The organism is Rhodococcus sp. 2G, from assembly GCF_001886355.1.
GTDB lineage: Bacteria > Actinomycetota > Actinomycetes > Mycobacteriales > Mycobacteriaceae > Rhodococcus > Rhodococcus pyridinivorans.
The window spans coordinates 4,536,948-4,558,134 of record NZ_CP018063.1; the positions used below are offsets into that span (position 1 = coordinate 4,536,948).

At 68.5% G+C, this 21,187-nt stretch carries 20 protein-coding genes and 1 pseudogene; 13 read left to right on the forward strand and 8 right to left on the reverse strand.

The annotated features are described in order from the left end of the window. Positions 1 to 25: 25 nt before the first annotated feature. Positions 26 to 862, reverse strand: coding sequence for an alpha/beta hydrolase (locus tag BO226_RS21520; protein WP_033097470.1), 837 nt, complete (start codon positions 860 to 862; stop codon positions 26 to 28). Between the two features lie 128 nt (positions 863 to 990). On the opposite strand from BO226_RS21520, the gene BO226_RS21525 reads away from it, so the two are divergent. Together BO226_RS21525 and BO226_RS21530 are read left to right on the forward strand one after the other, a co-directional pair. Further along, positions 991 to 1,737 carry an MBL fold metallo-hydrolase gene (locus BO226_RS21525; RefSeq protein WP_071936012.1) on the forward strand — a complete coding sequence of 249 codons (747 nt, stop codon included), beginning with the start codon at positions 991 to 993 and terminating at the stop codon, positions 1,735 to 1,737. Between the two features lie 205 nt (positions 1,738 to 1,942). Beyond that, positions 1,943 to 3,622, forward strand: a complete 1,680-nt coding sequence (locus BO226_RS21530) for an ABC-F family ATP-binding cassette domain-containing protein (RefSeq protein ID WP_071936013.1) — start codon at positions 1,943 to 1,945, stop codon at positions 3,620 to 3,622. A gap of 175 nt (positions 3,623 to 3,797) precedes the next feature. Here the strand turns inward: BO226_RS21530 and BO226_RS27295 are convergent. Next, positions 3,798 to 3,980: pseudogene (locus tag BO226_RS27295) on the reverse strand (MFS transporter); the annotation flags it as partial. Positions 3,981 to 4,151: 171 nt separating this feature from the next. After that, positions 4,152 to 5,048 (reverse strand): LysR family transcriptional regulator, encoded by an 897-nt coding sequence (locus BO226_RS21540; RefSeq protein ID WP_071936015.1) that lies wholly within the window; start codon positions 5,046 to 5,048, stop codon positions 4,152 to 4,154. A gap of 153 nt (positions 5,049 to 5,201) precedes the next feature. Between BO226_RS21540 and BO226_RS21545 the strand changes: the two genes are divergently transcribed. The 9 genes from BO226_RS21545 (at position 5,202) to BO226_RS21580 (ending at position 14,525) form a co-directional block, all read left to right on the forward strand. Beyond that, a complete protein-coding gene (locus BO226_RS21545; RefSeq protein ID WP_071936016.1) occupies positions 5,202 to 6,575 on the forward strand; it encodes an NAD(P)/FAD-dependent oxidoreductase in 1,374 nt (457 codons plus the stop codon). Positions 6,576 to 6,810: 235 nt separating this feature from the next. Further along, positions 6,811 to 7,239: a holo-ACP synthase gene (acpS, locus tag BO226_RS21550; protein ID WP_024102341.1), complete on the forward strand. Its 429-nt coding sequence runs from the start codon at positions 6,811 to 6,813 to the stop codon at positions 7,237 to 7,239. Continuing rightward, positions 7,236 to 7,478 (forward strand): acyl carrier protein, encoded by a 243-nt coding sequence (locus BO226_RS21555; RefSeq protein WP_024102340.1) that lies wholly within the window; start codon positions 7,236 to 7,238, stop codon positions 7,476 to 7,478. Before acpS ends, BO226_RS21555 begins: the two co-directional genes overlap by 4 nt. Continuing rightward, positions 7,475 to 8,662, forward strand: coding sequence for an acyl-CoA dehydrogenase family protein (locus BO226_RS21560; protein WP_071936017.1), 1,188 nt, complete (start codon positions 7,475 to 7,477; stop codon positions 8,660 to 8,662). Before BO226_RS21555 ends, BO226_RS21560 begins: the two co-directional genes overlap by 4 nt. Beyond that, positions 8,659 to 9,615 (forward strand): amino acid--[acyl-carrier-protein] ligase, encoded by a 957-nt coding sequence (locus tag BO226_RS21565; RefSeq protein WP_071936018.1) that lies wholly within the window; start codon positions 8,659 to 8,661, stop codon positions 9,613 to 9,615. The genes BO226_RS21560 and BO226_RS21565 overlap by 4 nt, the downstream gene beginning before the upstream one ends. Next, on the forward strand, positions 9,612 to 10,571 hold the full coding sequence (locus BO226_RS21570) for a DUF1839 family protein (protein WP_071936019.1): 960 nt from the start codon (positions 9,612 to 9,614) through the stop codon (positions 10,569 to 10,571). The genes BO226_RS21565 and BO226_RS21570 overlap by 4 nt, the downstream gene beginning before the upstream one ends. Before the next feature lie 15 nt (positions 10,572 to 10,586). Then, on the forward strand, positions 10,587 to 13,073 hold the full coding sequence (locus BO226_RS21575) for a glycosyl hydrolase 2 galactose-binding domain-containing protein (protein WP_071936020.1): 2,487 nt from the start codon (positions 10,587 to 10,589) through the stop codon (positions 13,071 to 13,073). Between the two features lie 165 nt (positions 13,074 to 13,238). Further along, positions 13,239 to 13,403: a hypothetical protein gene (locus BO226_RS27795; protein ID WP_169823814.1), complete on the forward strand. Its 165-nt coding sequence runs from the start codon at positions 13,239 to 13,241 to the stop codon at positions 13,401 to 13,403. 87 nt (positions 13,404 to 13,490) lie between these two features. Continuing rightward, positions 13,491 to 14,525, forward strand: coding sequence for an NADP-dependent oxidoreductase (locus BO226_RS21580; protein WP_024102335.1), 1,035 nt, complete (start codon positions 13,491 to 13,493; stop codon positions 14,523 to 14,525). A 34-nt stretch (positions 14,526 to 14,559) separates the two neighbouring features. Here BO226_RS21580 and BO226_RS21585 read toward each other — a convergent pair whose 3' ends face one another. From BO226_RS21585 to pcaB, 5 genes are all read right to left on the reverse strand, one after another. Beyond that, complete coding sequence (locus tag BO226_RS21585) at positions 14,560 to 14,994, reverse strand: DoxX family protein (RefSeq protein ID WP_174556246.1); 435 nt, start codon at positions 14,992 to 14,994, stop codon at positions 14,560 to 14,562. Positions 14,995 to 15,060: 66 nt separating this feature from the next. After that, the gene (locus tag BO226_RS21590) at positions 15,061 to 16,272 is read right to left on the reverse strand and encodes an acetyl-CoA C-acetyltransferase (RefSeq protein WP_024102334.1); all 1,212 of its coding nucleotides are present in this window, start codon (positions 16,270 to 16,272) and stop codon (positions 15,061 to 15,063) included. A gap of 22 nt (positions 16,273 to 16,294) precedes the next feature. Next, positions 16,295 to 17,116 carry an IclR family transcriptional regulator gene (locus BO226_RS21595; RefSeq protein ID WP_071936021.1) on the reverse strand — a complete coding sequence of 274 codons (822 nt, stop codon included), beginning with the start codon at positions 17,114 to 17,116 and terminating at the stop codon, positions 16,295 to 16,297. After that, entirely contained in the window at positions 17,113 to 18,285 is a 1,173-nt protein-coding gene (gene pcaDC, locus BO226_RS21600) for a bifunctional 3-oxoadipate enol-lactonase/4-carboxymuconolactone decarboxylase PcaDC (RefSeq protein WP_071936022.1), read from the reverse strand. Before pcaDC ends, BO226_RS21595 begins: the two co-directional genes overlap by 4 nt. Then, positions 18,282 to 19,631 (reverse strand): 3-carboxy-cis,cis-muconate cycloisomerase, encoded by a 1,350-nt coding sequence (gene pcaB / locus BO226_RS21605; RefSeq protein WP_071936023.1) that lies wholly within the window; start codon positions 19,629 to 19,631, stop codon positions 18,282 to 18,284. Before pcaB ends, pcaDC begins: the two co-directional genes overlap by 4 nt. Positions 19,632 to 19,785: 154 nt before the next feature. On the opposite strand from pcaB, the gene BO226_RS21610 reads away from it, so the two are divergent. Further along, entirely contained in the window at positions 19,786 to 20,532 is a 747-nt protein-coding gene (locus BO226_RS21610; protein WP_006553189.1) for a CoA transferase subunit A, read from the forward strand. After that, entirely contained in the window at positions 20,529 to 21,176 is a 648-nt protein-coding gene (locus BO226_RS21615; RefSeq protein WP_019288227.1) for a CoA transferase subunit B, read from the forward strand. Before BO226_RS21610 ends, BO226_RS21615 begins: the two co-directional genes overlap by 4 nt. Positions 21,177 to 21,187 lie beyond the last annotated feature (11 nt).

Consider the following 21,187-nt stretch of genomic DNA (forward strand, 5'->3'; position numbering starts at 1 on the left):
GCCCTCTCCTTCCGGTTGTCGAGCCTCAGTTGTCGAGTCGTGTCTTCAACCAGGCCGTCAGGTCGTCGAGCACGCGGTCCTTCTCCGGCTCGTTGAACACCTCGTGGTACAGCCCGTCGTACAACTTCAGCGTCAAGTCCTTCGAACCCGCACGGTCGGCGATGAGCTGCGACCCGGCCGGATCGGCGAGCGCATCGGCGGTTCCGTGCATGACGAGCAACGGCAGCCTCAGGTTCGGGAGGCGCCGCTCGAGGCTCTGCTCGTTGAGCACCAGCACCCGCGCGAGTCCGGCGGGCACGAGACCGTGGTGCACGAGCGGATCGGCGTCGTACGCCGCGACCACCGCGGGATCGCGCGAGACCGCTTTGCTGTCGAACTGCTGCACCGGCACACCCGGCAGGAAACGCCCGATCAGCTTGCCGATCTCCACGACCGGCTTCGGTGTGCCCGACGTGACGATCACCGCCGGCCCCGACAACACGAGCGCGTCGAGCCGGTCCTGATGGTCGAGCGCGTAGGCCAGAGCGATCGCACCGCCCATCGAGTGACCGAGCATGAAGACCGGCAGGCCGGGATGCGCATGGGTCGCCAGATCGATCAGGCTGTCCAGGTCGTCGGTGAACTCGCGCATCTCCCGGGCGCCCACACGCTTGCCGCCCGACCGTCCGTGACCGCGGTGGTCGGGGGCGTACACGACGAGGCCGAGATCGGTGAGCCGCGCGACGACGTGGTCGTAGCGACGTGCGTGCTCACCCAGCCCGTGGCTGAGGATCAGCACGCCGGTAGGGGCCTCCGGCGACCACACGTCGTACACGATCGGGATCGCGCCGACGCCGGTGAACGACGATTCGGTGTGCTCCATGAGCGCCTCCTGCGGCCTCGTCGACAGATGTTCCTCGCATCTTCGCACGAGTACCGGCTCGGAGGCTTGTGTCCGGCCGGAGACAGAGGCACGCTCGAAAGAAGGGGGTGCGACCAAGGAGACCTGTGATGGAAACCGAGATCACCGAGATCGCTCCGGATGTCTACCGCGTGTCCACATTTCTCGACGCGGCGAACCTGACGATGAACCAGTTCCTCGTGGACGGTGACGAGCCTCTGCTGTTCCATACCGGATATCGGTCGTTGTTCCCGTCGGTGTCGGAGGCGATAGCACGGTTGATACCGCTGGATCGGTTGCGGTGGATCACCTTCGGGCACGTCGAGGCCGACGAGTGCGGATCGATGAACTCCTGGCTCGAAGTGGCGCCGGCGGCGGAGGTCGCCCACGGTGCGATGGGTTGTTTCGTCCAGGTCGCCGATCTTGCGGATCGTCCACCGCATCCCCTGCAGGACGGGGACGTCCTGGCCACCGGGCGCCGTCGGGTGCGGCACATCGACACCCCGCACGTTCCACACGGATGGGATGCAGGTCTGATGTTCGAGGAAACGACATCCACCCTGTTGTGCGGTGATCTGTTCACGGCGTTCGGTAGATATCCGGCACGGACGACGAGCGAGATCGTCGGCCCCGCTCTGCAGGCGGAGGACCTGGGTCGCGCGACGTGCCTGACCCCCGAACTCGGACCCACCATCCGCGCACTCGCGGACCTGCACCCGAGCACTCTCGCACCCATGCACGCCCCGGCCTACGAGGGTGATTGCGCCGCGACCCTCGAGGAACTTGCTGCGGCATACGAGGAACGGTTCGCCGCCGAGGCGGACGTACGCCGTGGCCGAGGACCGAAATCCGATTGACGGTGCTCGGGCGCTCGGTACCCTGGAGATCATGATCCAGGCGCTCTACTTCCACTGACGACACCCCCTCCGCGGCTCGGGACGTCCTCCGAGGTCGCGGTTCGAGCCGTACCCGAATACGGCCGAGTGTCCGGCCGTTCGTCAGCGAGCGCATCCTCCCACCCGTGATCCGGGGACGAGTGCGCCTCCGCACGGAGGAAACCACATGACCATCAGCATCACCATGCCCCGGCGCTCTCGCGCCCAACTCGGCGCCGTCGACGTCCATCTCGCCCGCGACGGTCATCCCGTCCTGCGCGGCGTCGACCTCGCGGTCACGCCGGGCTCCCGGCTGGGCGTCGTCGGGGAGAACGGGCGCGGCAAGTCCACGCTGCTGCACGTCCTCGCCGGCCGCCTCGAACCGGACTCGGGGACGGTGCGTCGGTTCGGCTCGTTCGGTATCGCCGAGCAGGAGATGACCGTCGCCGAGGGGCGCACCGTCGGCGATCTCGTCGACATCGAGCTGGCGCACGTCCGCGCCGCGCTGCGGGCGCTCGACGAGAGCACCGCAGCACTCGCCGACGAACGTCCGGGCGCCGCCGACGCGTACGCCGACGCCCTCGAGATCGCCGAGCAACTCGACGCGTGGGACGCCGACCGTCGCGTCGACACCGCCCTCGAAGCGCTCGGCGCCGTCACCGACCGCTCGCGACCGCTGGCGGAGATGTCGGTCGGGCAGCGCTACCGCGTGCGCCTGGCCGCACTGCTCGGCGCCGAACACGATTTCCTGTTGCTCGACGAGCCGACCAACCATCTCGACGCATCGGGGCTCGACTATCTCACCGAACGCCTGCAGCAGACCCGCAGCGGCGTGGTCCTCGTCAGCCACGACCGCGCCCTGTTGACCGACGTCGCCACGTCGATCCTCGACCTGAACCCGAGCCGCGACGGTCGTCCACGCCTGTACGGCGGGGGATACGCCGGCTTCCGGACGGGACGCGAGGCCGAATATGCCCGTTGGGTGAGCGAATACGCCCGTGAGCAGGCCGAGCGGGCCCGGCTGGAATCGGACCTCGAGTCCGCGCAGGATCGGCTCGTCACCGGCTGGCGGCCGGAGAAGGGCACCGGCAAGCACCAGCGTGCCACCCGCGCGCCGGCGCTCGTGCAGTCGGTGCACCGCCGTCAGGAAGCGCTGGACGACCATGCCGTGGCGGTACCGGTACCGCCGCTGCAGTTCTCCATGCCTGCGCTCGGCGCGGAGGCCGACGGGATCGACCCGGACACACCCTTGGTGCGCGTCGAGGACGTCATGGTGCGCGGCCGACTCGACCGTCCGGTCGATCTGGCCGTCCTCGCCGGTTCGCGGCTCGTCATCACCGGACCCAACGGCGCCGGCAAGTCGACGCTGCTCGCGGTGCTGGCCGGCGAGGTCGAACCGACGGCGGGGACCCGCGAGAGCGATCCCGTCGTGCGGATCGGACGGCTCGCCCAGGAGTCGCCGGCACCGTCGGCGGCGCGGGTACAGCAGCTCTACGACGCGCACGTCGGCGAACTGATCGTCGCCGGCCTCGTCCCCGACCAGGGAGCCGTCGATCTCGACGAACTCGGACTGTTCACCGAACGTGACCTCGGCAAGCGGGTCCGAGACCTGTCGATGGGCCAGCAACGACGCCTCGACCTGGCGATGGTTCTCGCCGCGCGACCGCACGTGCTGCTGCTCGACGAGCCCACCAACCACCTGTCGATCACGTTGGTCGACGAACTGACCGACGCCCTGGGGGCGACCGACGCCGCGGTCGCCGTGGCCACCCACGACCGGCAGATGCGACGCGACATCGCCCACTGGCCGCATCTGGCGCTGGGGCTCGCCCCGAAGGAATGCACCCGGAAGGGGCCGAAGGCATGAGAGTCCGGGTGCCGCGGAGTTGTTCGCCGCAGGGGCCACCGGATCGACGCGCGAAGTGGTCATCGGAGCGCGGAATTACGCGCTCTGATGACCACTTCGCGCTCCGATTCCCGGGCGTCGGTCAGCTCCGCGACTCCGTGGAGACGGCGGGCGCCGGCTCGGACGAGGCGTCCGCCTAGCGCGCCGGGCGCAGCGCGAACAGTGCCACCGCGGCGAGCACGACTACGCCGGCCACTCCGAAGTAGAGCTGTTCGGGCGTCCATCCCGCATCGAGGAGCACACCGACCGCGGTCGGTGCGAGGGTGGCGCCTGCTCGGCCGATGCCGATGGCAGAACCGACGCCGGATGGAGCGCGAGGGTCTCGTCGAGGGCGAACAGGTGCGCTGGGGTCCCAACAGCACCAAGACCCGGTACTCGATCACCGGGGAGGGCATCCGGGCCTTCCGCGAATGGATGTCCACACCGCTGGACTACGCCCCGGTGCGCGACGCCGCCCACACCGTTTCGCGCTCCGACGTCTGCGATCGGATCACGGCGTGCTGTCCGTCGGCGGCACGATCGAATGGGCGAGCGCCCGCATGAGGAACTCGAGTTCGGGATTGGGCGTCGCGTTGCTCCGCACCACCCCGCACACCGGAACCTGCAGCCGGTGGTGGATCTCGCGCATGAACTTCAGCCCCTTGCGGGGTGTGTCGGCCGCGGTGCCGGCGTAGAGCACGGTCCACGCCCTCGGGTTGGTGAGCACCTCGAGAGTCGCGGTGTGGTCGCTCGCGATCGGAGGTCCGAGGCGCACGCGACGACCGACCTCGACGAAGGCGTCCTCGACCACGCGGTGCAACAGCACCTGGCTGCCGCGCGGCGGCAGCAGCAGCGGGTAGTGGGCGAGGTCGCCGAGATCGACGGTGGAGAACGCCGACAGCGGGTGCTCGCTCGACGTGACGATGACGAGCTCTTCGATGCCGAGACGGATCGCCTCGAGCCCCGGGCGGTCGACGTCGCCGCGGATGAGCGCGAGATCGGCATCCCCGGACGCGACGGCGTTGACGCGGTCGGTGAAGTCCTTGATGACGAACTCCACGTCGATCTTGGGGTTACGTTCGCGGACGCTGGAGATGGCGTCGAGGCTCTGCGCCGCGAAGCTCATGTTCGCCGTGATGCGGATGCTCTCCCGCGGTTCGTGGCCCACTTCCAGGGCCTTCGCCTCGAGGCTGAGCACCTCGGCGGCGATCGGCATCAGGCGTCGGCCGGCCGAGGTGAGCTTGACCGAACGGGTGGTGCGGTCGAACAGGGTGGTGCCCAGTTCGTGCTCGAGCTTCGCGATCTGATGGCTGATCGCCGACTGCGAGATGAAGCAGCGCTGGGCAGCACGGGAGAAGCTGCCCTCCTCGCCGACGGCGAAGAAGTAGCGCAACTGACGGAAATCCATGGCTCCTCCCGGGAACGTGCCATCCGCATTTATGAGCGAAACAGATAACAGTTTTTCGAATATCCCAGGTTAGTGGATAGCGAGGGTACTTCGTACCTACCTTGGTAGTCATACATCAACGGAGATGACAAGTACGTGGAGGTTTACGACAGCATGGACGATGCGGACACAGCGACCCTGGTCGATCGGACGGACGTCGTCATCGTGGGTTCCGGCTTCGGAGCATTGGCCACCGCCAAGAAGCTCGCCAAGGCCGGCACGCCCTTCGTTCTGATCTCGGAGACCACCGAGCATCTTTTCCAGCCTTTGCTCTACCAGGTCGCCACCGGCGTCCTTTCACCCGGCGAGATCGCCCCGTCCGTGCGCGCGATCCTGGCCGAATACCCCAACGCCGACGTCCGCCTGGGCCGCGTCGTCGATGTGCTCCCCGAGGAGAACACGGTTGTCTACGAGGCCGGCGGTCAGCGCCTGCGTCTCGGCTACAAGTACCTCGTCGCCGCGACCGGCGCCCGCCAGGCGTACTTCGGACGCGACGAGTTCGCCGACCTGACGTACGCGCTGAAGACCGTCGAGGACGCCGAGAAGCTGCGTCGCCAGATCGTGCGCTGCTTCGAGGAAGCACACGTCACCACCGATGCCGAGCGTCAGAAGAACCTGCTCAGCTTCATCGTCGTAGGCGCCGGCCCGACGGGCGTCGAGCTCGCGGGACAGATCAAGGAGCTCGCGCAGCGCTACTTCGCCGAGAACATCGGCAACATCCGCGCCGACGACGTCACCGTCACGCTCGTCGAGGGCGCAGACAAGGTTTTGCCCCCGTTCGGTGGCAAGCTCAGCGAGTACTCCAAGGAGTCGCTCGAGAAGAGCGGTGTCGACGTCGTCCTCGGCACGATGGTCACCGACATCGACGAGCACGGTGCCACGCTCACCACGCCCACGACCGAGGAGACCCGCCGCCTCACCGCGGAGACCATCATCTGGTCGGCAGGCATCCAGGCCAACGACTTCGCCGACGTACTCGCCGAGCGCACCGGCTGCGAGACGGTCCGCGGCGGACGCCTGCTCGTCGACCCCGACTTCACCGTCGGCCGCAGCGACAACATCTTCGCCATCGGCGACATGGTCACCCTCGACAACCTGCCGGCGCAGTCGCCGTTCGCCATGCAGGGTGGCCGCCACGTCGCGAAGATGATCACCGGCAAGGTCGCGATGGGCACCCCGTTCCAGTACAAGGACAAGGGAAGCATGGCGATCATCAACCGGTTCCGCGCTATCACGCGGGTCGGGAAGATCGAGCTCACCGGCTTCATCGCGTGGGTGCTGTGGCTCGCCGTCCACCTCGTCTACCTGGTTGGCTTCCGCAACCGCTACATCGCCGTCATGTCGTGGTGCGGTTCCTTCCTCGGACACCGCCGCCCCCACTTCTACTATGCGCAGGACGCCGTCCCGGTGCCCGCTGCGGAGAAGGAGGAGCCGGCAGCGAAGGACGAGCCGGAGAGCGACAAGGAACCCGTGCGGACGTCCGCATAACTTCAGATCCCCGAAAGGCTCCGACCACCCGGTCGGGGCCTTTCGTCATTGACGCGCCGAACCGGGATCGACGCCGCGTCTTGCGGTGGCGAGCCCCGGTTCACCACGTGAACCGACGCGCCCGGCGGGTGAAAGTCGGGGTGATTTCCGGGATGTCCTGCAAGCCAGAGACGTTCGGCTGGTGTACATCGGCCGACCTGCGGCTACCGTGTGCAGCGCATCCCGAGGAGTGACCATGAACGATGGCAGCGGCCCCCGCGTCGCGACGACACGTGTCGGCTGCGATGTCGTCACCGTCCGAGACATCGCGTCGAGCATCGACCGGTTCGGCGACCGCTACCTGCAGCGTGTGTTCACCCCGCACGAGCTGGACGTATGCACCGGACCGGGGCGCGCCCAACGCCTCGCGGCGCGCTTCGCCGCGAAAGAAGCCGTCATGAAGGTCCTGCGTCCGCGCGAGCACGCGGTTCCCTGGCAGGCCATCGAAATCCGCCGCGCGGACTGGGGCGGATGCGCTGTCGTACTGGCCGGTAACGCGGCCGCCCTGGCGCGAGATGAACAGGTGACCGACATACAGGTCTCGATCTCCCACGAGCCCGAATACGCCATCGCGACGGTCGTGGCGACCCGCGTCGACGAAGCAGAAACTGGAGAACACCCATGACGGAGCAGGTGATCCGCAAGGTCCTCGGTGAGCACGCGAAGCTGTCGGTCGACAGCACGGCGCTCGACCCCGCCGCAGACCTCTACGAGCTCGGCCTGACATCGCACGCCAGCGTGAACGTGATGCTCGCCCTCGAAGACGCCTTCGACGTGGAATTCCCCGACGAACTGCTGCGCAAGAGCACCTTCGCGAGCGTCGGCGCCATCAGGTCGGCGTTGACGGAACTGGGCGTCGCGTGACGTCGACGTCCGCGCCCCTCACCGTCGCGGAGAAGGCCGGGCTGTCGCTGCTCGCCCGTGCCGAACTCGTCGGACGCGAGAGCGCCGGCCCCGCGGCCGCCGCGGTGGATCGTGAGGGACGGTTCCCGCACGAGGCAGTCGACGCGCTGCGCATCCACAAGCTGCTGAACTGCGCCGTCCCCGTCGATCAGGGTGGGGAGGGAGCATCCCTCGGTGAGCTGTGCGCCGTCGCCCGAATCCTCGGCCGGTACTGCGCCTCCACCGCGATGATCTTCGCGATGCACCAGACGCAGATCCTGTCGCTGGTGCATCACTCCACTCCCGGTGTGGCCACCTTCGTCGCCGAAGCTGTGGCGAACGATTACCTGATCGCTTCGGCGACCACCGAACTCGGCACCGGTGGCGACGTGCGCAGCAGCGTCTGCGCCGTGGCCCGCGACGGCGACACCGTCACGCTGACGAAGAACGCGCCGGTCATCTCGTACGGCGAGTACGCCGACGCGATCCTGGTGACCGCGCGTCGCACCGCCGACAGCCCGCCCAGCGACCAGGTGCTCGTCGTGTGCCGACGCGACGACGTGACCCTCGAACCCACCGGCAGCTGGGACACCCTCGGGCTGCGCGGTACGTGCAGCCCCGGATTCGTCCTCACCGCCACGACGTCCGCCGATCTCGTGGTCGGCACGGCCTACGCCGAGATCTCCTCGCGCACCATGCTTCCCGTCTCACACAGTGTGTGGTCGGCGGTGTGGCTCGGAATCGCCGACGCGGCGATGGAGAAGGCCCGCTCGTTCGTGCGTTCGGCGGCCCGCCGCAGCCCGGGGGTCACCCCGCCCGGTGCGCTGCGACTCGCCGAAGCGGCTGCCGTGCACCAGCAGTTCTCCGATCTCGTCGCCGCGTCCGCCGCCCGGTTCGACGCCGCCGCGTCGGCGCAGGAGGAATCGATGTCGGGCATGGGTTTCTCGCTCGCCATGAACAACCTCAAGGTCACTGCGTCCACGCTCGTCGTGGATCTGGTGAACCGCGCGATGCTCATCTGCGGGATCGCCGGATACCGCGAGGATTCGCAGTACTCACTCGGCCGCCACCTGCGCGACGCGCACGGTGCCGCCGTGATGGTCAACAACGACCGCATCATGAACAACTCGGCCCAATTGTCGATCGCCTACCGGGGGACGCTGTGACAAGTACAGCCATTGCCAGCACCGCAACCGACGAGCTGTCCGAGCTCGAGCGTGCCCGCCTCGACTTCCAGCAGCAGTTGCTCGAGGCCGAACTGCTCGTGGAGACCGGTGTTCCCGGCCTCTACGGTCGGTCGGGTGTCTTCGAGGACATCGTCGACGGCATCGACCGCGTGGTGGTCGCGGCAGGTCCGGGTCGGGCCGCGACGCGCCTGCGCTTCCCGCCGGTCTTCCCGCGGACGAGTTTCGAGCGCACCGACTACATCGCCTCCTTCCCGCACCTGACCGGAGCGGTGAACACCTTTGCGGGCAGCAACGCCGAGCACGCCGAACTGCTCGCCGCGCGGTCGAAGGGCGAGGCGTGGGATCCGTGGCTCGAACCCGCCGACACCGTGCTCGTCTCCGCTGCATGCCATCCCGCCTACTCGCGGTACACCGGTACGCTGCGTGAGGGCGGTGAACTGCTCGACGTTCTCGGTTACTGCTTCCGGCACGAGCCGGCCGTCGACCCCGCTCGCATGCAGGCCTTCCGGATGCACGAGTTCGTGCGTATCGGTACCGAGAACGACGCTGCGCAGCACCGTGATTCCTGGGTGGAGCGAGGACTCGAGGTGCTCGACTCGCTGGGCCTCGACGCGACCGCTGTACCTGCCAACGACCCGTTCTTCGGGCGGGCCGGGCGCATGCTGGCCGTCAACCAGCGCATCGAGAACCTCAAGACCGAGCTGACGGTCCGGCTCTACGGCGACCTCGACGACGGCACCGCCGTGGTCTCGTGCAATTGCCACCGCGAGCACTTCGGCGAGACCTTCGAGATCCGCACTGCCGACGGCGAAGTCGCGCACAGCGCGTGCGTCGGATTCGGAATGGAGCGGATCGCCCTGGCGCTGTTACGGACCCACGGACTCGACGTCGACCGCTGGCCCGCACCGGTACGCGACGGGCTGTTCCCGTGAGCGATCGGCTCATCGACGTCCGCGTCGACGGGTACTCGCCGCACTTCGTGCACGCTGCCGACCGGATCTGGACCGAGACCAACTGCTACGTCGACCTGTGGGTAGAGGCGCTGCATTCGCTCGGCCACGATCCGGTCCCCGCTGCCGCGTGCGCGTTCTCGGCCCGGTTCGACGGCGCCCAATGGACCTTCCTCAAGTTCCGCCCCGAGGACCTGTTGGCGCTGTACGGGATCGACGTCGCGGAGATGAACGTCTGGCGCCGCCCCGTGGAGCACCTCGAGGACAATGCCGCCGCCGGACTGCTGTCGACGATCGAGGTGGACGCCTTCTGGTTGCCCGACACCGAGGGAACCGGTTACCGGGAGAGTCGTTCGAAGACGACGATCGTGCCCAATCTCATCGACCGCGACAGCGGGACGCTCGAGTACTTCCACAACAGCGGCTATCACGTTCTCACCGGTGAGGACTTCCGCGGAGTCTTCGGCCTCGACGAGCCGGTACCCACCTGGCCTCCCTATCTCGAACAGGTGCGCCTCGACGCGGCACAACCGCAGTGCGACGCCTTCGACACCGTGGTGCTCCGGCACCTGCGCATGCGCGCCGGCTCGAATCCGGTGCGCGAGCTCGGCGAGCGGGTGCTCGCCGACATCGACCCGATTCGCACCGGAGGGATGGACGTCTTCCATCCGTGGACGTTCGGGGTGCTCCGTCAGTGCGGTGCCACCGCCGAACTTGCCGCAGACGTCAGCGTCTACATGGACGGTCGCGGATATCCCGGTGCGGCTGCCGCAGCCGACGGATTCCGCGCGGTCGCCGAGGGCGCGAAGAGCGTGCAGTTCCGGATGGCGCGTGCGGCACGCGGCCGCAATGTCGACCCCGGCGACCAGTTGATAGCGATGGCCGCTGCCTGGGAGGACGCCATGGCGACCGTCGTCCGCGCCGCCGGGGTGCGGTGACGGGATTCGACGCACATGGATCTCCTGCACGATGCGCGATGGCGTTGTCTCCGTGTCGCTCCCGGGACAGTCGAGCACCCCGGTGACTTTCCGGCGGACGGTCCTTGGCTGCCGGTCCGTATACCCGGGACGGCGGCAGGCGCGATCCGGGAATCCGAGGGAGTCGCGGCGGCCAGGGTGTCGTCTCCCGACAGCGACGACTGGTGGTTCGTCACCGACGTCGAGGTGTCCGGCGACGGACCGTGGCGTCTGACCTTCGACGGGCTCGCGACACTCGCGGACGTGTGGGTCGACGGCACACTCGTCGCGACGTCGGAATCGATGTTCGTGCCGCTGACCGTCGTCCTCGGCTACCTGCCGTCGACGATGCGGATCGCGGTCCGGTGCGCCTCGCTCGACGCTGCTCTCCGCAAGCGTCGGCCACGCGGACGGTGGCGTTCGTCGCTCGTGTCGGCCCAAGGATTGCGGTGGTTCCGCACCACCATGCTCGGGCGAGCCCCGGTGTACGCGGGGGCTCCGGCGCCGGTCGGTCCGTGGCGTCCCGTGCGTCTCGTCGATTCCGGTGAGCCCGTTGTGCTGGAACGTGGGATACGGACAGCTCTGCGGGAATCCGACGGGATCGTCGACGCCGATCTCGTGCTGGCCGGCACCGCCGTCCCCGAGGTGACTGTGGAGATCGGAGGGGCGACGGCGCACGTCCGACCCGAATACGGGCCGGACGGGACAGCACGCGTGCACATGCAGGTGACGCTCCCCGAGGTGGAACCGTGGTGGCCGCACACCTACGGCGCCCCCCACCTGTACGCCGCACATCTGATTCTGGGTGGGCAACGAATTACGCTGGGGAACATCGGATTCCGGTCGGTCGAGCGCTCACCGGGCGACGGGTTCGGCTTACGGATCAACGACGTCGACGTCTTCTGCCGCGGCCTGGTGTGGACACCGACCGATCCGATCTCGCTGAACGACCCGAGCGCAACCCGGCGCATCCTCGAACGCTGCGTATCGGCGGGCGTGGACATGATCCGCATCCCCGGCACGATGGTCTACGAGGACGACGAGTTCTACTCGGCGTGTGCGGAACTGGGCATCATGGTGTGGCAGGACGTCATGCTCGCCACCACCGACCCGCCCGACGACCCGCACTTCCGCTCGCTGCTCGAGGACGAGATCCGTGCGCTGGCGCGCCGATGGGGCGGGAACCCGGCACCCGTGGTGATGTGTGGGGGCAGCGAGACCGAGCAGCAACCTGCCATGCTCGGACTGATGGAGGCATCCATCCCGGCGATCGACGACTGGTTGCCCGCAATCGTCGACCGTGAGCTACCGGGCACGGTGTGGGTGTCGTCGTCACCATCCGCGCCCCCGCGCAGCGACGTACTGCCGATCGCAGTGGGTTCGGGTGTGGCGCACTACTTCGGTGTCGGGGGTTACCGCCGTCCCCTCGGCGACGTGCGTGCCGCCGGCGTGCGCTTCGCCGCCGAATGCCTCGCGTTCTCGATTCCGCCTTCCGACATGGCGATCGAGGCCGAGTTCGGCAGTGTGAATGTCGCGGGTCACCATCCACGATGGAAGGCGGCTGTGCCGCGCGACAACGGGGCGTCGTGGGACTTCGAGGACGTGCGAGACCACTATGTGCGCACGATCTTCGGGGTCGACCCCGCCGAGGTGCGGTGGGTGGATCCCACGCGATATCTCGCGCTCGGACGGGCAGCGATCTGCGAAGCGTTCACCGAGGTACTGCAGTACTGGCGACGATCCGGATCAGGATGTCGCGGTGCCCTGATCCTGTCCGCCCGCGACCTGCAGCCGGGTGCCGGGTGGGGCGTGCTCGACGCCGACGGGAACCCGAAGGCGCCGTGGTGGGTCCTGGCACGGGTGTTCGCCCCCGTCACCGTGCTCCTCACCGACGACGGGCTCGACGGCCTGCGCGTGGACGCGATCAACGACACCGCCGAGATCCTCGACGTCACGCTGCAGTTGCAGGCCCATACGCCCTCCGGTGCGGTACCGGTGGACGTGTCGGTGCCGCTGCGTCTCGAACCGCACGAGACCCGGGTGTTCTCGTGGGCCGCGGTGACGGGCGGTTTCACCGATGTCAATTTTGCGTATCGATTCGGGCCGCGCACTTTCGACACGGCGACCGCCCGACTGGTCGACCACACCGGTGCAGTGTTGGCGGAGTCGGTGTATCTCGTGGGTGGTCCGGCACGTCCCGTCGAGCGCGGGATCGGTCTCGCGGCGACCGCTCGACCCGTCCCGGACGGGTGGAGTGTGGAGGTGCGGACCGAGGGTGCGGCACAGTACGTGCATCTCGACATCACCGGCGGTGACCTGCAGGATTCCTGGTTCCACCTGCCGCCCGGAGGTACTCGCACGATCGCCGTGCGGGCCTGCGTTCCGGCCGCGACGTTGAGCGGCTGGGTGGGGGCATCGAACTCGGCCACGAATGTGCCGATCCGGGTGCTTCCGACCTCCGAGGGCAACGAGGTCGACGGGTAACCTCCCGGGGCTGCAGGCGGGGGCGGTGTGCGGCGCGCCGAAATCGACAGGTGCATATCGGGCATCGACGGGGTATATGTATCTCCCAAGGGGTCGCTCACCCGATTTGCACCTTCTGCACGGTGCCGGTGGCCACCTCTCCCCGCCTTCCGAGAGGAGATCGACATGGCGATCCGCTCCACGTCACAGATGGGTGCTTCGCGCACCGCTTCGTCCACTCGCCGTCCTGTCCGGGTCGAGCAGGACGGACCGTCCTTCACCGAGGTCATCCACTCGCAGCTGTTCTCGAACTACCAGGTGCCTCGCGGCGAGGTGCAGCACAGCGCCTGATCGGGACCACCTCAGGCGCGGCATCGTGCCTGCGGGGGTGCCCCCGCGCGGCGTTTAGGACGCCAGCGCGTGCGGCACACTGTCGGCATGAGTGAAGCCACGACGAGTCAGAGCACCCGCATCGTTCTCGCATCGCGCCCGGAGGGGGCGCCCACCGCCGACAACTTCCGTCTCGAGACGGTGGATCTGCCCGAGGTCGGCGACGGCCAGATCCTCCTGCGCGTCGTCTACCTGTCCCTCGACCCGTACATGCGCGGTCGGATGAGCACAGCGAAGTCGTATGCCGCGCACGTCGAACTCGGGGACGTGATGGTCGCCGGAACGGTGGGCCAGGTCGTCGAATCGCGGTACGACGGCCTCGAGCCGGGCGACTACGTGCTGGCCGGAGCCGGCTGGCAGTCGCATGCCGTCCTCGACGGCTCCACCGTGCGTAAGCTCGATCCGCAGGCCGCACCGATCTCCACCGCTGTGGGAGTCCTCGGAATGCCCGGCTTCACAGCCTATTCCGGGCTCCTGAAGATCGGGCAGCCGAAGAAGGGTGAGACCGTCGTCGTCGCTGCCGCCACCGGGCCCGTGGGATCGGCGGTGGGGCAGATCGCGAAGCTGAAGGGCGCCCGCGCGGTCGGTATCGCCGGCGGCCCGGAGAAGTGCCGCGCACTGATCGACGAGTTCGGTTTCGACGCGGCGATCGACCACCGCGACCCGAACTTCGCCGACAAGCTGGCGGAGGCGGTGCCCGACGGTATCGACGTGTACTTCGAGAACGTCGGCGGCCCCGTCCAGGAAGCGGTGTGGCCGCTGCTCAACACCTATGCGCGAATCCCGGTATGCGGTCTGGTCGCGCAGTACAACGGTGCTGACCTCAACCGCAAGGACCGTCTTCCGGGACTGTTCAACTCGATCCTCACCAAGAGCCTCACGATCCGCGGCTTCATCCAGAGCGAGTTCGTGAAGGAGATGTACGGCGACTTCCTGCGTGAAGCCTCGGCATGGGTCCGCGACGGAAAGCTCCAGTATCGCGAGGACATCGTCGACGGACTCGAGAACGCCCCGGAGGCGTTCATCGGCATGCTCGAAGGAAAGAACTTCGGGAAGATGCTCGTGCGGGTCGCGCCGGAGTAACGGGCACCAGGTCCGCCCTCCGGCGCCGGCCGCGTCAGCGTCGGGGGGTTCCGGTGGACCACAGGGCCCACAGGACGAGCACGGGCTGGAAGAACAAGCGGATCAGGCGCTTACGGTCGGTGTCGAGACCGAAGGCGCTGCGCTTGCCGAGATACTGGGCGATGTTGCCCGGGAAGACGGCGGCGAAGAACAGTGCGGCCAGGCGGCCGACACGGACGCGGTCGCGGTTCGCCACGGCGAGTCCGGCGCCGAGCATGATCTCGACACCGCCGGACGCCATGACCACGCCGTCCTTGTCCATCGGCACCCAGTCGGGCACCTGGGCCTGGAAGTCCTTGCGGGCCCAGAAGAGATGGCTCAGTCCGGCGAAGACGAGTGAGGCGGCCAGCAGATAACGCGCGAGGGTCCGGGCTCGTGTCGTGGGCGGAGCAGGGGCTTCGGTCGGGGGAGTTATCTGAACTTCGCTCATGATCACGAGCGTACGGACTGTACGGTGCACGCGACGGGGATCGCGTCGCGAGCACCGTAGGTCACGTCAGGCGATGCGTTCGAATACAGCGGCGAGCCCCTGGCCGCCGCCGATGCACATCGTCTCGAGTCCGTAGCGACCCTCACGACGATCGAGTTCGCGCAGCAGGGTGGCGAGGATGCGTCCGCCGGTCGCGCCCACCGGATGTCCGAGGGAGATGCCGGAGCCGTTGGGATTCAGGCGCGAGTCGTCGGCCTCGATGCCCCACGAGCGGGTGACGGCCAGGGCCTGTGCGGCGAACGCCTCGTTGAGTTCGATGACGTCCATGTCGGCGAGCGTCAGTCCGAGGCGGCCGAGCGCCTTCTCGCTGGCGGGCACCGGGCCGATGCCCATGGTGCGCGGCGGCACACCGGCCACCGCCCAGCTTGCGAGGCGGGCCAGCGGACGCAGACCCAGCGCGGCGGCCTTCTCTGTGGTGGTGACGATCGCGAGGGCGGCACCGTCGTTCTGGCCGCTGGCGTTGCCGGCGGTGACGGTGGACTCGGGATCGATCTTGCCGCGGATCGGGCGCAGCTTGGCGAGGGTCTCCATCGAGGTGTCGGCGCGGGGGTGCTCGTCGGTGTCGACGACGAGCGGATCGCCCTTGCGCTGCGGCACGCTCACGGACACGATCTCCTGCGCGAACACACCGTTCTTCTGCGCGGCGACGGCCCGCTGGTGCGACTGCACGGCCAGGGCGTCCTGGTCCTCACGGCTGATGGAGAACTCGGCGCGCAGGTTCTCGGCGGTCTCGATCATGCCGCCGGGCACGGGGAAGTCGCGTCCGCCGGCGGTGACGCGGGCACGGGCCAGGCGATCGGACAGAGCGACGGCTTCGCCCTTGACGCCCCAGCGCATGCCGGTGGCGTAGAACTCGGCCTGGCTCATCGATTCGGCGCCGCCGGCGAGGATCAGGTCGCTCGCGCCGGTCTGCACCTGCATGACGGCCTGCACGATCGCCTGCAGACCCGAGCCGCAGCGACGGTCGACCTGCAGGCCCGGAACGTCCACCCCGAGGCCGGCGTTGAGGGCGGCGACGCGGCCGAGGGCGGGGGCCTCACCGTTGGGGGAGGCCTGGCCGAGGAAGACGTCGTCGATGTCGGAACCGGTGATACCGGTGCGGGCGACGAGTTCGCGGATGACGGTGGCCGCGAGATCCTCGGGGGCGATGTCCTTCAGGACGCCGCCGAACCTACCTACCGGGGTGCGCAGGGGTTCGCAGATCACTACGTCGGTCATGATGTACCTCGATCGGGGTTGTTCACTGGTGGGTCTGGGTGCGGGCGAGATCGGTGGAGATCGCTCCGGCGGTGGCGAGCAACGCCGGGACGAACTCGTCGTGCACGGTCTCCATCCGGTAGCGGGCCGCGTGGGTCGACAGGTTCACCGACGCCACAACGGTTCCCGACGCATCGCGGATGGGCGCGGCGAGCGAGCGCAGGCCCTCCTCGAGTTCCTGGTCGACGATGCAGTATCCGTTGCGTCGTACCGTGGCGATCTCGGCGCGCAATTCCTCGGCGGTGGTGACGGTGTTGCCGGTGATGGGAGCGAATTCGGCGCGCGCGAGGTAGGCGTCGAGTTCGTCGTCGTTCAAACCGGCGAGCAGTACCCGTCCCATGGAGGTCGCGTAGGCGGGGAAACGGGTGCCGAGGGTGATGGTGACGGTCATGATGCGGCTGACGGGAACTCGTGCGACGTAGACGACGTCGGTGCCGTCGAGCACCGACACCGAGGTCGATTCCTTGACTTTCTCGGCGAGCGCCTCGAGATGGGGTCGCGCGACCTCCGGCAGCGTCAGTGCCGACAGGTAGCTGTAGCCGAGTTCGAGCACCCGTGGGGTGAGCCAGAACTGGGATCCGTCGGTGCGGACGTAACCGAGTTCGATGAGAGTCAACAGGAATCGGCGCGCAGTAGCGCGGGTGAGTCCGGTCGCGCGGGCGACGTCGGAGAGCGACTGCCGCTGGGCGTGCGCACCGAAGGCCTTGATGACCGACAGGCCACGTGCCAGCGACTGCACGTAATCGGGCGACGCCCCGGGGTTCTCGCGAACGACCTCGGGGGCGGTGACGTCGGGAGTGCTCACGAGCCCGCACCTCCCTCGGCGTCGGCGAGTGCCTGCTTGCCGAGCGCGAATGCCCGGTTGCTGTTGGGGACACCCGCGTAGACCGCGGTGTGCAGAAAGACCTCGACGAGGTCGTCGGGATCGATCCCGGCGCGCAGGGCTGCACGGATGTGCATGTCGAGTTCGTGCTCGTTGCCGACCGCGGTGAGGATCGCGAGGGTCAACAGCCGGCGGGTGCGGTGGTCCAGACCCGGACGCGCCCAGATGTCTCCCCACGCGGTGCGGGTGATGAAATCCTGGAAGGGCCGGGTGAATTCGGTGGCCGACTCGATGGACCGGTCGACGTGTGCGTCACCGAGGACGGATCGGCGCACCCGCAGACCCTCCTCGAACGCCGCGGTGCGGTGTGCGGCGGACGGCGTGGCGCGCGACGAGATGTGCTCGCGGATCAGCTTCGTGACCCGTCCTGCCTGCTCCACGTTGGCGAGGTGTGCGCCGGGGGAGAGGACGTGGAAGGTGGAGTCGGCGATTCCGTCGGCCAGTTGCTGCATCGTCGACGGCGGGGTGGCGGGGTCCTGCTCACCGGCGATCACCAGGGTGGGCGCGACGATCCGGGCGAGGTCGGGACGGCCGTCCCAGGTCGCCAGTGCCTCGCAACACGCGGCGTAGCCCTCGTCGGTGGTGCCCTTCACCATCTCGACGTGGCGGGCGACGAGCTCCGGATCGTGTTCGGCCAGTTCGGGAGTGAACCACCGCGAGACGATCGAATCGGCGATCGAGGCCAGGCCGTCGTTGCGGACCGATGCCGCCCGGTCGTACCAGGGCTGGGCGGGCTGGAAGGCCGGCGAGGTGCACAGCAGCGTCAGCGTGCGCACGCGCTCGGGGTGATGCGCCGCGAGCCACTGCCCGACGGCACCGCCGAGCGACAGGCCGACGTAGTGCACGGCGCCGAGTTCGAGCGAGTCGAGCAGGGCGACGACGTCACCGGCGAGTTCCTCGATCGTGTAGGGACCGGACGGCGCGGGCGATGCGCCGTGCCCGCGATGGTCGGCCGCGACGACGTTCCAGTCGGTCGCCAGAGCGTGGATCTGCGGTCCCCACATCGACAGGTCCGAACCCAGCGAACCGAGGAACAGGACGGTCGGCTTCGTGGGGTCGCCGTACTGTTCGTAGTTGAGCGTGACGGTCATCGGGCATCTCCTGTGGTTCGGTTCGTGCTGTCGTGACGGGCGAGAACGCGATCGACGATGTCTGCGGCATGGCCGAGATAGCGCGTGGGATCGAGAAGTTCGCGCACGTCCTGCGGGTCGAGATGTGCGGTGATGGCGGGATCCTCGTCGAGCGACCTACCGGCGACCGCCGCATCGGTAACGATCGAGCGGGCGTCGTCGGTGTGTTCGGCGAGTGCGGCCGTGACCTTCTCGGCGAGGATCGCCCCTCCGGTGAGCGCGAGATTGCGGTCGAGCGCGTCGGTGTGGACGTGCAGACCGTTCAGGCTCGTCGAGAGTTGTTGCGCGGCACCGCCGGTGAGGCGCAGGATATCGGCGAGGGTCTCCCATTCGGCGTGCCAGGCGCCGGCGGCCCGCTGGAACTCGTGGTCGGTCGACGACAGGATCGTCGAGACGAGACCGGGAACGCGCCGGGCAGCGGCGCGCGCGGTGATCGCCGCGACGGGATTGCGCTTGTGCGGCATGGCCGACGAACCGCCGGGCGCATCCTCGCTCACCTCACCGAACTCGGTGCTCGCCATGAGTACGACGTCGGTGGCGGGTTTCGCGACCGCGCCCGCGGCGACACCGAGTGTGCCCGTGAGGGTCGTGACGGGGGTGCGGGCGGTGTGCCACGGCGCGACGGGACGCGCGAGCCCGAGCAGGTCGGCGACCGCGTCGGCGAACGCGAAACCGTCGGGATGGACGGCGGCGAGCGTGCCGGCGGCTCCGCCGTACTGGGCGGGTAGGGCGGACAACACGCGGTCGAGTGCGCCGGCGGCGTCGTCGAGGGACAGGAGCCAGCCGGCGGCGAGCGCGCCGAAGGTGGTCGGCAGTGCCTGCTGGCCGAGCGTGCGCGCGACCATCGGTGTCTCGCGATGGGTGGCAGCGAGGCGGGCTGCGCCGTCGGCTGCGGAGCGCAGGTTCGCCAGCGCGATCCCTCCTGCGCGGCGGGCGAGCAGCATCAGCGCGGTGTCGAGCACGTCCTGGCTGGTCGCGCCGACGTGCACGGCACGCGCAGGGGCGTCGGCGCGCTCGCGTAGCAGGGAGACCAGGGGGATGACGGCGTTGCCCCCCGCCGCGGACCGTCGACCGAGGTCGGCGGGATCGAGTTCCTCGGCGAGCGAGGCCGCGGCTGTCGCGACGGCGTCGGCGTGGGTGTTCTTGACACGGCCGAGTGCGGCGGCCGCGCGGGTCAGCGCGACCTCCACGTCGAGCAGGGCACCGATCCACGCGCGATCCGACAGGGCGACGCCGAGTTCGTCCGCGCCGAAGACGGGATCGAACAGCGGACCCCGATATCCGGGGTCGGGGGATGAGGGGGACACGGACCTCCGATCCGAAACGTTCGCTATGTGGACGGATGGACGCTATGCGAACAGGCTAGCGCGGCCGTTCTGCGCTTGCAACGATCCTACGCGGATTTGTTCGCATTGCGGACGGGAGTTCACATGACGTACACCTGAGGGTATCGTGGCACACATGGACAAAGTCGTTGCCTCCGCCGCCGAGGCCGTAGCCGACATCCCCGACGGCGTCACGATCGCTGTCGGAGGGTTCGGTCTGGTCGGCATCCCCGAGATCCTCATCAACGCGTTGCTCGATCAGGGCGCCACCGACCTCGAGACCGTCAGTAACAACTGCGGTACCGACGGCTTCGGGCTCGGCCTGCTGCTCGAGAAGGGCCGCATCCGCCGCACCATCTCGTCGTACGTCGGCTCCAACAAGGAGTTCGCGCGCCAGTACCTCGCCGGTGAACTCGAAGTCGAACTCACTCCGCAGGGCACGCTCGCCGAGCGCCTGCGCGCCGGTGGTGCGGGCATCCCCGCCTTCTTCACCCCGGCAGGCGTCGGCACGGCCGTCGAGGAAGGCGGACTCCCGCTGCGCTACGACGGTCACGGCGGCATCGCCCTCGCGTCGCAGCCGAAGGAGACCCGGGAGTTCGACGGCGAAACCTACGTGCTCGAACGCGGCATCGTCGCCGATTACGCGCTCGTGCACGCCTGGAAGGGCGACCGCCACGGCAACCTCGTCTACCGAGCAAGCGCCCGCAACTTCAACCCGCCGGCCGCCGCCTCGGGTCGCATCACGATCGCGCAGGTCGAGCACCTCGTCGAACCCGGCGAACTCGACCCCAACGAAATCCACACGCCCGGCATCCACGTGCAGCGTGTCGTACACGTCGGCCCCGTCGAGGTCGGCATCGAGAACCGGACGGTGCGCTCATGACACAGGCAACGAAGAAGGGGCTGACCCGCGAGGAGATGGCGGCACGCGTCGCCAAGGAACTCGAGGACGGCCAGTACGTCAACCTCGGAATCGGCATGCCCACCCTCGTGCCGAACTACCTCGAATCCGGCGTCGAGGTCATCCTGCACTCGGAGAACGGTGTGCTCGGCGTCGGCCCGTACCCGACCGAGGACGAACTCGACCCCGAGCTCATCAACGCCGGCAAGGAGACGATCACCGCGATCCCCGGCGCGTCGTACTTCGACTCGGCGCAGTCGTTCGGCATGATCCGCGGCGGCCAGATCGACGTCGCCGTCCTCGGCGCGATGCAGGTCTCCGCCAAGGGCGACATCGCCAACTGGATGGTGCCCGGTGCGATGGTCAAGGGCATGGGCGGCGCGATGGACCTCGTCCACGGCGCCAAGCGCGTCATCGTGATGATGGATCACGTCACCAAGAAGGGCGACCCGAAGATCCTCGAGGAGTGCGTCCTGCCGCTCACCGGTCGTGGATGCGTGCAGCGCATCATCACCGACCTCGCGGTCATCGACGTCACCGACGAGGGACTGAAGCTCGTCGAGACGGCACCCGGTGTGACCACCGAGGACGTCGTCGCTGCGACGGCGGCGAAGCTGATCGTCTGATCGGACGACGA